Genomic DNA, 11,146 nt, shown 5'->3' on the forward strand with positions numbered 1-11,146 from the left:
GCGTTGCCCGCTCCGCGGGCTCGCCGCCGCAGGCCGGCGCCCTCAGCCCGGCACAGGGGCTGGAGCGTCGCTACGCCCATAGCGGTCATCGAAGCGGACGATGTCGTCTTCGCCCAGGTAGGGGCCGCTCTGGACCTCGATCAGTTCCATGGCGATCTTGCCGGGGTTGGTGAGGCGGTGCCGGGCGCCGAGGGGGATGTAGGTGCTCTGGTTCTCGCCCACAAGCTCCTCCACCCCGTCCTTTTCCACCACGGCGGTGCCCCGCACCACCACCCAGTGCTCAGCCCGATGGTGGTGCATCTGCAGGGAGAGGCTGGCACCGGGCTTCACCGAGATCTTCTTGACCTGCCAGCGCTCCCCTTCCACCACCCCGTCGTAGTGGCCCCAGGGCCGGTAGATGCGGCGGTGGGCGCGGCTCTCGGGGGCGCCGTCGCGCTCCAGCCGGCCGACGATGCCCTTCACCTCCTGGGCCCGGTCGCGATGGGCGACGAGCACCACGTCGTCGGTTTCGACCACCACCAGATCCTCCACGCCCAGCCCCACCACCAGGCGGTGTTCGCTGCGCAGGTAGCAGTTGCGGCTGCCCTCGCTGATCACCCGACCCCGCAGCACGTTGCCTTCGGAGTCCTGCTCGGAGGTTTCCCAGAGGGCCCCCCAGCTGCCCACGTCGCTCCAGTCGGCATCGAGGGGCAGCACGACGCCCCGGTCGGTCTTCTCCATCACCGCCACGTCGATGGCGATGCTGGGGCCGTTGGCGAAGGCCTCCCGCTCCAGCCGCAGGAACTCCAGGTCGGCGCTGTCCTGTTCCAGGGCGGTGCGGCAGGCGTTCACCACCTCGGGGGCGAAGCGCTCCAGCTCCGTAAGGATGGCGCTGGCGCGGAACAGGAACATGCCGCTGTTCCAGGTGAAGCGGCCGGTGGCGAGGAAGGCTTCGGCGGTGGCTTTGTCCGGCTTCTCCACGAAGCGGGCAATCGGTACGGGCGTTGTGGCGGCCATGGGTCCGGCGGCCTCGATGTAGCCGTAGCCCGTTTCGGCACTGGTGGGCACGATGCCGAAGCTGACCAGCTGGCCGGCGGTGGCGGCCGCCATGCCGGCGGCCACGGTGGCGCGGAAATCGCCGGCCCGGCGGATGACGTGGTCGGCGGCCAGGATCAGCAGCAGGGGGTCGTCACCGCGGGCGGTGGCCTGCAGGGCCGCCACCGCCACCGCCGGTGCGGTGTTGCGCCCCACCGGTTCCAGCAGGATCGCCGCCGGCTCAACGCCGATCTGGCGCATCTGTTCGGCGACGATGAAGCGATGGTCCTCGTTGCAGATCAGCAACGGCGGCGCCAGGTCCGGCAGGCCTTGCAGCCGCTGGTGGGTCTGCTGCAGGAGGGTTTCCTCGGTGGTGCCGGCCAGGGGCCAGTACTGCTTGGGGTAACTGGCCCGCGACAGGGGCCAGAGGCGGGTGCCGGTGCCGCCGCAGAGGATCACCGGAACCAGGGAGGGGGAAGACATGGAAGCGGCAGCGGTCCCGCAGGACCATCAGTCGGGCCCATTCAACCCGAGGTGGCCCCTGCCGTCAGCGTTGCTGTGTGCCTGCGGCCACTTCAGAGGTCGAGAAGGCCGGGGGGCGGCGTGAGGCCGATCCAGCCTTCTGTCAGGTTCACCTCCGGCACGATCGCTTCGACGAAGGGGATCAGCAACCGCCGGCCCCCCGCGGCGAGCTCCACCTCCAGCAGATCATTGCCGGCATGGATCAGGTCGGTGACGGTGCCGAGGGGGGTTTGCGGCTCCGCCAGCAGCCGCACTTGGAGACCCACCAGATCGAGGAGGTGGAATTCCCCTGGCTCCAGGCTGGGGCGGTCGTTGGCGGGCACCAGCAGGTGCTGGTCCACCAGGGCTTCGGCGGCGTTGCGGTCGCTGACGCCTTCGAGGCGCAGCACGAACAGGTTCTTGCCCGGCAGGGGACGGCCGGCCAGCAGCCGCACGGGCCGTGGGTCGCCCTTGGGGGCTTGCAGCCAGCGCTGGCCCGGCCTGGTGAAACGTTCGGGGAAGTCGCTGAGGGGCAGCAGGCGCGCCTCACCGCCCATGCCCTGGGCCGCCACGAACCGGCCCACGGCCATGAGCTCTCCCGGATCGTCGGTTCCCGGCGCCTCGTTGCTGATATCGGCCACAGCCAGATCGCTCCCGTCGCGGCGCATCATCGCGCCCGGACCGGAGCGGTGGCCGCCAGCACCGCGACAGGGCACCCGGGCACCGATAATGGCCGAACTTGATGGCTCCCGGGGGCCTCCGCCATGGCCAGCAGCCCGATCCTGCCCGGTTCCACCGTTGTGGTGCGCGATCCACGCTCCATCTACAACGGCTATCAGGGCTTCGTGCAGCGCATCAGCGGGGCGATGGCGGCCGTGCTGTTCGAAGGCGGCAACTGGGACAAGCTGGTGACTGTGCCCCTCAGCACTCTGGAGCAGGCCTGAGTTCGCGTGCGGCCAGGGCGGCCCGGGCGGCCTGCTGCTCCGCTTCCCGCCGCGACCCGCCCCGGCCCTCACCGCTGAGGCCGGCCACCTCCACGTGGCATTCGAAGCGCTCCGGATCCCCGTGCACCTGGCTGCGCTCGTGGCAGGTGTAGGTGGGCAGGCCTTTCCCCTGGCCCTGGCTCCATTCCTGCAGCACTGATTTCCAGTTGTGGCGCAGGGGGTCGGCCAGCAGCTCGGCGGCGCTGGCCTGCCAGTGGGGGGCCAGCCAGTGCTGCACGGCCGTCAGGCCGCCCTGGGGCCCGCCTCCCAGCGTGTAAATGGCGCCCACCAGCGCTTCGCAGCATTCGGCCAGCACGGTGGCGCGGCCGGCCCGATCGCCTGTGGCCATCGCCCCCAGCAGCAGCACCGGCTCGAGGACGATGGCGCGGGCCAGCTCACTCAGCCAGCGGTCGGACACCAGCTGGGCCCGCAGGGCGGAGGTATCGCCGACGCTCAGGGACGGGTGCGCCGAGCGCAGGAACTCGGCCGCCGCCAGGCGCAGCACCGCATCGCCGAGGAACTCCAGGCGGTCGTGGTGGCGGGGCCGGCCGGTGGAGCTGTGGGTGAGGGCCTCATCGAGGGTGGCCAGGGCGGCGCCGGCGGCGTCCGGATCGGGGGGCAGCAGGCCGCCGGAGCCGCTGCCGAAGCCGAGACTCTCCAGAAAGGCCAGGAGCTGCTGGCGGCGCTGGGGAGTCATCGCAGGGCAAGAGGGGGAAAGCAGGACGTAAGCCGGGTTCTGTTCTCCCCTGCCAGCGGCACGCCGGCGGCAGGGGGGGTGATCATCTGTCTGGGACCGCCGTCACCGGCGGCCTCGAGCGGCGCATGGGAATCGGGACGGGGAAGATGGCCAACCGCTGTCCCTGGGCCTTGCTCCCAGCCGGGGTTTACCAAGCCGGCACCTCTCGATGCCGCTGGTGCGCTCTTACCGCACCTTTGCACCCTTGCCTGTGCGCCGGGTGAGGCGAACCTCCCCCGGTGGCCATCGGCGGTGTGTTTCTGTGGCACTGTCCTCACGGTCACCCGCACTGGGCGTTACCCAGCAGGCCTGGCCATTGGGGAGCCCGGACTTTCCTCAACCGGCCGCGGCGCTGGCCCGAAGGCTGCACCACACCGATCGCGTTCACCTCGCCTGCTTTCCATCGCTCAGATTAGGGCTAGCGGTCGCCTGGAAGTGGTCGGGAGATTGGACAGGAGCCGAGGGGTTGTACGGCTGGACAGGCCTGAGACGGGAGGCAGAGGCCTGCAGTCCTATGATGAGAGGGGCCTAATCATGGTTTCACCGCCATTCATGTCAGCAAAGGGGCTGTAGCTCAGCCGGATAGAGCGACGGTTTCCTAAACCGTAGGTCGTGGGTTCGAGTCCCGCCAGCCCCGTTGTCAAGAGAGTCTTAATCGCTGGCTAATCCCTGTATCGAAATAGCCCGATTCTTTGGAAGAGTCCGTAAAGAGGCCCCGACTCACCGGCGATGCCGCTGAAAGCGATGGCTATCAACAAAGCCTGGACAGAGTTGCGGGTTGCATCTGCAATAAACTTCTCCAGACGTTGAGCGCGAAGAACGCCAGCCTGATAATTGACGGCGTTGAGCCGGCTATCAAAGTTGGTCAGCAGTCGCTGCTTGATCACAGGGAATGGCGCCTCAAAGCGAGCAGGCACGGGGGGAGGAGAGGGGAGACTGGCAAGGAACTGACGCAATTCAGCCTCATCGTTGGAGGCCCTTACACCCTGGATGATCTTCTTGACCAACTGGATGCTCTGATTCTCCGATGTCTGAACAACACCACTTGCGCGATGTCCGGCGTAGAACTGAAACGGAATGATCAGTAAGAGCAGCACAGCGAACCAGCCCGCCGCAAGACGAAGAACTTGCGACCGCTTCTCCAGTTTCTGGCTTCTAAGGTTTAATAACTGTGCCCCGCACACCAGCAGCGTTCCGAGCAAAAGAATGGTGCTACTGGCGAGAAGGCCACTGATCAGCCTCAGCTGCCATTCCGCGTCCACCAGCCGGACAGGTAGGGCGGCGAACAGCAAACTGCTGAGCGAAGATCCGATCAAGACCCATCCCACAAGGGCAAACCAGTGAGATGCCGTGATGGAGGATCTGTAAGAGGCTTCGCCTCTGCTGCTGCTTGCCGATTCCATCAAAGCCACTCCATTTGCAATCTGTACGTCATTAGGGCTGGATGTCCAGAGGGTATGGTTCAACACCAAATCCTAGCCTCAACAGCCCATCTGTCCACCTGTGCGGGTGGGAGTCCATCCCCTGAGGAATCTCTGCCGAACGATGCTTATCTGGGCGGCCCTTTGAACGACACAAAAAAGCCCCCCCTTGACGGGGAGGCTGTGCTGATGAGACGTTGATGACCCCGAAAGGTGATCAAGCAGCCTGTTTGACGCGGCGGCGAAGCTTGCGGGAGAAGCCGAAGGCTGCGCCGGCACCGAGGATGGGCAGCGGGCCGGGGACCGATGCGGGACCCTGCTGAGTCAGCGTGAGGCCGAGGGAGTTGACAACCGAAGCACCCGTAGGCAGACCGGCCAGGACAAAAGATTGCGTGAAAATGGCGGTGGTTACGCCAGGGCCAAAGAAAGCGTCATTACCAGGGTTGATACCAGGAGCGATGTTGCTGCTGGAAGCTTGGATGACGGCCGGGGTGATTCCTGGGTTTGTCGATACTGATGTAATGAATGTGCCGGCCGCGGTCTGGATGTTTCCAGTGATGTTGGGCTGAACTTTGAGGAATGTGTTGCCAGCAGCCAAGCCTTCAGGGGTGATGGTCACCCTGTAGGAAAATTCTCCAGAAAACTCGGACTCGAGGATAGGAACAAAGTTATACTGAAACTAGTAACCCAGGCCAGACCCAATCCTTGAGAAGGTCATGGTGTCCTCACTTGAGAAATTCAGGTTACTGAAATCAAAGTCAGTGAGGGTCTTGTCGCCAACGGTCATGTCTCCGCTGTTGCAGGATCCGTTGATGATGCTTAGGACCGAGCAGCTGAAGTTGCCGCCGACCTGTGGTGGACCACCACGGTCTTGGGCCTTGGATTCACCAGCTTGGAGGGTCAGCAGAGCGGCAGCAAGGATGCCGACTTTGGCGACCAGCTTCGGTCTGAAGAGGGACCTGGAGATCGTCATTGTGAAATGGAAGCGATTGGGTGCGTGGGTGTGAATGTGGCCCAAGCACCTGTGAGGCGAACTTGGCCAGCTTGGGAAGAATACCACAAAACTGAGGGGATGCTGAGCTTGGCCGTCACTAGAGCTTAATCTTTGTCAGGGCTCCGTCACCGTGGACCCTGGCTTTGGCCCTCGGCAGGGTGAGGCTCCAGCCCCGATGGGCAAGCCGAGCTAATGGGGCAAAGGGTGCCTCCACCCGTGGTGTGTCGGTCCGCCGGTCATTGTCGCGCGGATGACCTGGCGTCGCTGCTCAGCGCCCAGTCGTCCCTGCAGATGGCCGCCCCCAACAAAGGTGGCCGCCTTTGCCTCCAACTGAGGCGTTGCCCAAGCCGTAACGTGCGCTACCACTGGTGCACTTCCCCAAAAGGAACGCTCCCGCTAGCGTGTGGCCAGTCGTCAGCAGTGGATGACCCAGCTACACGACCTGCGCCTGCGGTTGTTGGTGCAGCAGGAGAGTGAGAACATCGCCCACACCCATCCTGATGAACTGGATCTCTCGGTGGTGCAGGCCCGCTGCCTTTGCTGGCTGGCGCTGCTGGCCGACGCCCACGAGGAGCAGGCCAGCGATGCCGAGCGCCGCGGCGACGTGGAGCAGGCCATGGGCTGGTTCGCCGATTCGATGCGCCTTCGCGATGTGATTCAGGTGGTCAGTTCGATCGAAATTCCCCTGCCGCTGCTGAGTGAGGCGGGGGATCGGCCCGATCAGGGCCCCCTGGCGGCCTGACGGTGCCATGATGGTCGTTGAATGAAAGAAGGGACGCGGTGCCAGAAGAGCCCTGCCAATGTCCTGATTGCCAGCGGTTCTATCGGGAACACGACCGGCTGATCCGAGAAAATCCCAGCCTCCGCCAGCAGCAGGAGCTCAACTGGGCCGCCTTGCAGTCATTCCGTACCCTGGCCGGCCGGGTGCTGGAAGAGCTTCAGAAGCAGCACGGCGACGGCGACGCCGCCCCCACCCCTGCCGCCCCCGAGGCCGACCTGCAGGAGGCCAGTGGCGACGGGGCGCCTGAAACTGAGGCCATTCAGCAGGCCATGGCCGATCTGGAGAACATCAACGCCCACCTGTTCTCGATCGAGGCGCTGATGGAGCGCATCTTCGATGTCAGGGTGCCCGAGCCCGTGGAGCAGACCTTCCGGGAGGTGGCCGGCGAGCTCGCCCCCGACCCCCTCAATGCAGACAGGCTGCGACTCAACCGCCTGCTGCATCAGACACCCGATCTGCCGGATCACCGGGGCGGCTGAGCCACCCCGGCGCCCTTCACTGGGCGGCCGGCAGCTTGCGCCCCTTGGCCGGTGCCTCGTCGATCTGGCAGGTGATGGTCACGGGGAATTCCTCCGTCTGCCAGATCCGTTCGCTGTACTCCCGGATCGAGCGATCCGAGGAGAACAGACCGCTGCGGGCGGTGTTCAGCAGTGACATCCGATTCCAGCGGCTGCGGTCGCTCCAGGCGTCGCTGACCGCTTGCTGGGCCCGCATGTAGGCCTCGAAGTCGGCCAGCACGAAGAAGGGGTCGTGGCCGGTGAGATTCTCCAGCAGGGGGCGGAACAGCTCCTTGTCCCCGTTGCTGAAGTGCCCCTGCCCCACCAGATGCAGCACCTCCGGCAGTTCCGGGGTGCTGGCGATCCGTTCCCAGGGCCGGTAGCCCTGCTCCTTGAGTACGGCGATGCCTTCGGTGGTGCGCCCGAAGAGGAAGAAGTTGTCGTCGCCCACCTGCTCGCGGATCTCGACGTTGGCGCCATCGAGGGTGCCGATGGTGAGGGCGCCGTTCATCATGAATTTCATGTTGCCGGTGCCGGAGGCCTCCAGGCCGGCGGTGGAGATCTGCTCGGAGAGGTCGGCGGCGGGGTAGACGCGCTCGCCGAGCTTGACGTTGTAATCGGCCAGGAAGATGACGCGCAGGCGGCCATCCATGTCGGGGTCGGCGTTGACGACATCGGCGATGCCGTTGATGAAGCGGATGATCAGCTTGGCCATGGCGTAGCCGGGGGCGGCCTTGCCGCCGAAGATCACGGTGCGAGGGGCCATGCCATCGGCGAGGCCGTTCTTGATGCGCAGGTACTGGGCGATCACCTGGAGGGCATTGAGGTGCTGGCGCTTGTACTCGTGGATGCGCTTCACCTGCACGTCGAACATCGAGGCCGGATCCACCAGCACGCCCGTGTGGCGGTGGATGTAGTTGGTGAGGTGGCGTTTCACCGACAGCTTGGTGGCCCCCCAGTTCTCCAGGAAGCCACCGTCGTCGGCGTAGCGCTCCAGCTGGCGCAGCTCATCGAGGTTGCGCACCCAGCCGTTGCCGATCGAGGCGTCGAGCAGGGCCGAGAGCTGGGGGTTGGCCAGGGCCACCCAGCGCCTGGGGGTGACGCCGTTGGTGACGTTGGTGAACTTCTCGGGCCAGAGGGCAGCGAACTCGGGGAACAGCTCCTGCTTGACCAGGGCGCTGTGCAGGGCGGCGACGCCGTTGACGTGGTGGGAGCCGACGGTGGCGAGGTGGGCCATGCGGACGGCCTTTCCGCCGGCTTCATCGATGATCGAGAGGCGCTGCAGCACGGCGTCGTTGCCGGGGTACTTGAGGCGCACCTGCTGGAGGAAACGGCGGTTGATCTCGAAGATCAGCTCGAGGTGGCGGGGCAACAGGGACCCGAACAGATCGAGGCCCCACTTCTCGAGCGCCTCGGGCAGCAGGGTGTGGTTGGTGTAGGAGAGGCAGGCGGTGGTGATGGCCCAGGCGGCCTCCCACTCGAGGTGCTTGTCATCGAGCAACAGCCGCATCAGCTCGGCGACGGCGATCGAGGGGTGGGTGTCGTTCAGCTGGACGGCCCAGTGGGCCGGGAAGTCCTCGATGGGAATGCCACGGGCATCGAGACTGCGGATCATGTCCTGCAGCGAGCAGCTGACGAAGAAGTGCTGCTGCTTGAGGCGCAGCTGGCGGCCTTTGGCGGTGCCGTCGTTGGGATAGAGCACCTTGCAGAGGGTCTCGGAGCCCACCTTCTCCTCCACGGCGCCGTAGTAGTCGCCGCTGTTGAAGGCGTAGAAGTCGAAGGATTCCGTGGCATCGGCTCGCCAGAGGCGCAGCCGGTCGCAGGTGTTCACTCGGTAGCCCAGCACCGGCACGTCGTGGGGGACGCCGATGGCGTGCTCGGCGGGGATCCAGCGCACCCGGTAGGCGCCGTTGCGGTCGCGGTAGCTCTCGGTGTGGCCGCCGAAGCCCACGAAACAGGCCTGGTCGGGGTGGGGGATCTCCCAGGGCCAGCCGGCCTTGAGCCACTTGTCGGTGATCTCCACCTGCCAACCGTCGCGGATCAGCTGGTCGAAGATGCCGAACTCGTAGCGGATGCCGTAGCCGGTGGCGGGGATCTCGAGCGAGGCGAGGGATTCGAGGAAACAGGCGGCCAGGCGGCCCAGTCCGCCATTGCCGAGGCCCGGCTCCTCCTCCACATCGAGGATCTCCTCGATGTCGTTGATGCCGAACTGCTTGAGGGCCTCGGCGGCCTCCTTCTGGATGCCGAGCATCAGCAGGTTGTTGCCGAGCTGGGGACCGATCAGGAATTCGGCCGAGAGATAGGCCACGATCCGCTTGGGGTTGGCGGCAATCGCTTCAATGCCCGCCAGATAGCGGGTCATGAGCCGGTCACGCACGGCGTAGCTGAGCGCCATGTAAAGGTCGTGGCGGCTGGCGCTGGGGGCGAGCTTGCCGAGCGTATAAAAGAGGTGTTCGGTCATGCCGTCGAACACGTCCGTCGCCGTCAGGCCGCTGCGATCGGGGTCCGCGAAGCACCCAGGGGTGGGCAGGCTCAGGTTGCGGGGTTGTTGGTCGGTCATGGCGGTCGGCGCGCGGTGATCCCTCAGGCACAGGTCTGGCCGTGCGTCTCCAGACCGTAGCGGTGGTTGCCATTCCTCTCGCCCGGCCCGTTGGGAGATCAGCAACGGAACACCTGAGCAGCCCCTGCGCTGGTCTCAGCGCTTGTTGTTGTCCCTGCCGGCGGCGAGGCTGAGCGACAGGCCCCCCAGCACGGCGATCAAGCCCAGGCTTCCGGCCCAGCCAGGGCCGAGGGCCCAGCTCAGCAGCAGTTCCACCACCAGGCCCACCGCCAGGGCCAGCAGCAGGCTGCCGCCCACCAGCACCAGTTGCTGCATCCCTTCTTCCAGGCTCCCCTCGGCCAGGGCCTGCTCCAGCCGACCCAACGGGACGCTCAGGGGCAGGTACAGGGCCAGGGCCCACAGGGCCACCCCGGGCAGCAGTGGGCTCAGGTCGGCAAGGCTGAAGGCGTCGGACATGGCAGCAGGCGCAGGGGGCAGGGCCGCACGCTGGCCGGGCTTCCTAGCATCGTCTCCCATCGCAACGCCTCTGCCTCCATGGCTTTGACATCCGAAACCCCCTGGCAGTTCCTGGGCCATCGGGTGCACGCCGTGCGGTCGGCTCCAGAGCAGCCGATCGGGCCAGCCATCCTGCTGGTTCATGGTTTCGGGGCCTCCACCGATCACTGGCGCTTCAACATTCCGGTTCTGGCCCAGACCCATGAGGTCCATGCCATTGATCTGCTCGGTTTTGGCCGCAGTGACAAACCCGCCGGCCTCACCTACGGCGGCACCCTCTGGCGCGACCAGCTCTGCGCCTATGTGGACGAGCGGATCGGCCGGCCCACGGTGCTGGTGGGCAACTCCCTCGGTGGCTTCGCTGCCCTGGCCGCCGGCGCCGCCCTTGGCGATCAGGCCGCGGGCGTGGCGCTGCTGAACGCCGCCGGGCCCTTCAGCGATGAGCAGCAGCCGCCCCAGGGGTGGGGGGCCATCGCCCGCCAGACGATCGGGTCGGCCCTTCTGCGCAGTCCCGTGCTGCAGCGCCTCCTGTTCGAGAACATGCGACGCCCCGGCACGGTGCGCCGCACCCTCAATCAGGTCTACATCGACCGCACCAACGTCGACGACGAGCTGGTCGAGGCCATCCTGCGCCCCTCGCGTGATCCAGGGGCCTTCGGCGTGTTCCGCACCGTGTTCGACATTCCCCGCGGCCAGCCCCTCGACGAACTCTTCGATGGGCTCACGGCGCCGTTGCTGCTGCTCTGGGGCATCCGCGACCCCTGGATCAACGCCGCCGGTCGCCGGGCCAGTTTCCAGCGCCACGCGCCGGCCCGCACCACCGAAGTGGTCCTCGAGGCCGGCCATTGCCCCCACGACGAGGTGCCCGACCAGGTGAACCGGGCCCTGCTGGAGTGGCTGGCGGGTCTGGTGGAAAGCCCGGTTGCTGCGCTGACCGCCAGCTGAACCCAGCGGCGGTGGCTGGTCGGTACATTTCCCTGCACACAAGGGGGCAGGGTTGATCGCCGCCGTCACGGGCAAAGAAGCCGCCTCCGCGGCGAGCCGCCAGGCGGATGGGGTGAGCGGGAAGGCGGGTGGGTTTGCCTACCGGCCGGACATTGATGCGCTGCGTGGTGCGGCGATGCTGGCGGTGCTGGTGTTCCACCTGAACAAGGCATGGCTGCC

12 protein-coding genes, 1 tRNA gene and 1 other RNA gene are annotated in these 11,146 nt (G+C 66.4%); 5 read left to right on the forward strand and 9 right to left on the reverse strand.

Annotated features, from left to right (window positions below; all coding sequences use genetic code 11):
- Positions 1-42: 42 nt before the first annotated feature.
- Positions 43-1,497 (reverse strand): mannose-1-phosphate guanylyltransferase/mannose-6-phosphate isomerase, encoded by a 1,455-nt coding sequence (locus KQ305_RS03170; RefSeq protein WP_259723993.1) that lies wholly within the window; start codon positions 1,495-1,497, stop codon positions 43-45.
- A gap of 92 nt (positions 1,498-1,589) precedes the next feature.
- Positions 1,590-2,105 carry a ribosome maturation factor RimM gene (gene rimM, locus KQ305_RS03175; protein WP_259724002.1) on the reverse strand — a complete coding sequence of 172 codons (516 nt, stop codon included), beginning with the start codon at positions 2,103-2,105 and terminating at the stop codon, positions 1,590-1,592.
- A gap of 174 nt (positions 2,106-2,279) precedes the next feature.
- Between rimM and KQ305_RS03180 the strand changes: the two genes are divergently transcribed.
- Positions 2,280-2,459, forward strand: coding sequence for an NAD(P)H dehydrogenase subunit NdhS (locus tag KQ305_RS03180; protein ID WP_015109734.1), 180 nt, complete (start codon positions 2,280-2,282; stop codon positions 2,457-2,459).
- On the opposite strand, the gene rnc is transcribed toward KQ305_RS03180, so the two are convergent.
- Both rnc and rnpB read right to left on the reverse strand, forming a co-directional pair.
- Positions 2,437-3,195, reverse strand: a complete 759-nt coding sequence (rnc, locus tag KQ305_RS03185; RefSeq protein WP_259723994.1) for a ribonuclease III — start codon at positions 3,193-3,195, stop codon at positions 2,437-2,439. The genes KQ305_RS03180 and rnc overlap by 23 nt on opposite strands.
- 12 nt (positions 3,196-3,207) lie before the next feature.
- An RNA gene (gene rnpB / locus KQ305_RS03190) (RNase P RNA component class A) lies at positions 3,208-3,635 on the reverse strand.
- Between the two features lie 162 nt (positions 3,636-3,797).
- Between rnpB and KQ305_RS03195 the strand changes: the two genes are divergently transcribed.
- Positions 3,798-3,871: transfer RNA gene (locus KQ305_RS03195), tRNA-Arg, on the forward strand.
- A gap of 25 nt (positions 3,872-3,896) precedes the next feature.
- Here the strand turns inward: KQ305_RS03195 and KQ305_RS03200 are convergent.
- The 3 genes from KQ305_RS03200 to KQ305_RS03210 form a co-directional block, all read right to left on the reverse strand.
- Positions 3,897-4,700, reverse strand: coding sequence for a hypothetical protein (locus KQ305_RS03200; RefSeq protein ID WP_259723995.1), 804 nt, complete (start codon positions 4,698-4,700; stop codon positions 3,897-3,899).
- A 172-nt stretch (positions 4,701-4,872) separates the two neighbouring features.
- Entirely contained in the window at positions 4,873-5,274 is a 402-nt protein-coding gene (locus KQ305_RS03205; protein ID WP_259723996.1) for a hypothetical protein, read from the reverse strand.
- A gap of 60 nt (positions 5,275-5,334) precedes the next feature.
- Positions 5,335-5,628, reverse strand: coding sequence for a hypothetical protein (locus KQ305_RS03210; RefSeq protein WP_259723997.1), 294 nt, complete (start codon positions 5,626-5,628; stop codon positions 5,335-5,337).
- 445 nt (positions 5,629-6,073) lie between these two features.
- Between KQ305_RS03210 and KQ305_RS03215 the strand changes: the two genes are divergently transcribed.
- Together KQ305_RS03215 and KQ305_RS03220 are read left to right on the forward strand one after the other, a co-directional pair.
- Positions 6,074-6,391 (forward strand): hypothetical protein, encoded by a 318-nt coding sequence (locus tag KQ305_RS03215; protein ID WP_259724003.1) that lies wholly within the window; start codon positions 6,074-6,076, stop codon positions 6,389-6,391.
- Between the two features lie 38 nt (positions 6,392-6,429).
- On the forward strand, positions 6,430-6,909 hold the full coding sequence (locus KQ305_RS03220) for a hypothetical protein (RefSeq protein ID WP_259723998.1): 480 nt from the start codon (positions 6,430-6,432) through the stop codon (positions 6,907-6,909).
- Between the two features lie 16 nt (positions 6,910-6,925).
- Here KQ305_RS03220 and KQ305_RS03225 read toward each other — a convergent pair whose 3' ends face one another.
- A complete protein-coding gene (locus tag KQ305_RS03225) occupies positions 6,926-9,487 on the reverse strand; it encodes a glycogen/starch/alpha-glucan phosphorylase (RefSeq protein WP_259723999.1) in 2,562 nt (853 codons plus the stop codon).
- Positions 9,488-9,622: 135 nt separating this feature from the next.
- Positions 9,623-9,943 carry a hypothetical protein gene (locus KQ305_RS03230; RefSeq protein ID WP_259724000.1) on the reverse strand — a complete coding sequence of 107 codons (321 nt, stop codon included), beginning with the start codon at positions 9,941-9,943 and terminating at the stop codon, positions 9,623-9,625.
- A 78-nt stretch (positions 9,944-10,021) separates the two neighbouring features.
- Here KQ305_RS03230 and KQ305_RS03235 point away from each other — a divergent pair, with 78 nt between their 5' ends.
- Complete coding sequence (locus KQ305_RS03235) at positions 10,022-10,927, forward strand: alpha/beta fold hydrolase (RefSeq protein WP_259724001.1); 906 nt, start codon at positions 10,022-10,024, stop codon at positions 10,925-10,927.
- Positions 10,928-11,146 lie beyond the last annotated feature (219 nt).

This window comes from Synechococcus sp. CS-1332, assembly GCF_025127995.1.
Lineage (GTDB): Bacteria > Cyanobacteriota > Cyanobacteriia > PCC-6307 > Cyanobiaceae > Cyanobium.

Excerpts from the sequence above, each read along its gene's own strand:
- KQ305_RS03180 (WP_015109734.1), top strand. The coding sequence starts at position 2,280 with ATGGCCAGCAGCCCGATCCTGCCCGGTTCCACCGTTGTGGTGCGCGAT.
- KQ305_RS03215 (WP_259724003.1), top strand. The coding sequence starts at position 6,074 with ATGACCCAGCTACACGACCTGCGCCTGCGGTTGTTGGTGCAGCAGGAG.
- rnc (WP_259723994.1), bottom strand. The coding sequence starts at position 3,195 with ATGACTCCCCAGCGCCGCCAGCAGCTCCTGGCCTTTCTGGAGAGTCTC.
- KQ305_RS03230 (WP_259724000.1), bottom strand. The coding sequence starts at position 9,943 with ATGTCCGACGCCTTCAGCCTTGCCGACCTGAGCCCACTGCTGCCCGGG.
- rimM (WP_259724002.1), bottom strand. The coding sequence starts at position 2,105 with ATGGCCGTGGGCCGGTTCGTGGCGGCCCAGGGCATGGGCGGTGAGGCG.
- KQ305_RS03225 (WP_259723999.1), bottom strand. The coding sequence starts at position 9,487 with ATGACCGACCAACAACCCCGCAACCTGAGCCTGCCCACCCCTGGGTGC.
- KQ305_RS03170 (WP_259723993.1), bottom strand. The coding sequence starts at position 1,497 with ATGTCTTCCCCCTCCCTGGTTCCGGTGATCCTCTGCGGCGGCACCGGC.
- KQ305_RS03210 (WP_259723997.1), bottom strand. The coding sequence starts at position 5,628 with ATGACGATCTCCAGGTCCCTCTTCAGACCGAAGCTGGTCGCCAAAGTC.
- KQ305_RS03235 (WP_259724001.1), top strand. The coding sequence starts at position 10,022 with ATGGCTTTGACATCCGAAACCCCCTGGCAGTTCCTGGGCCATCGGGTG.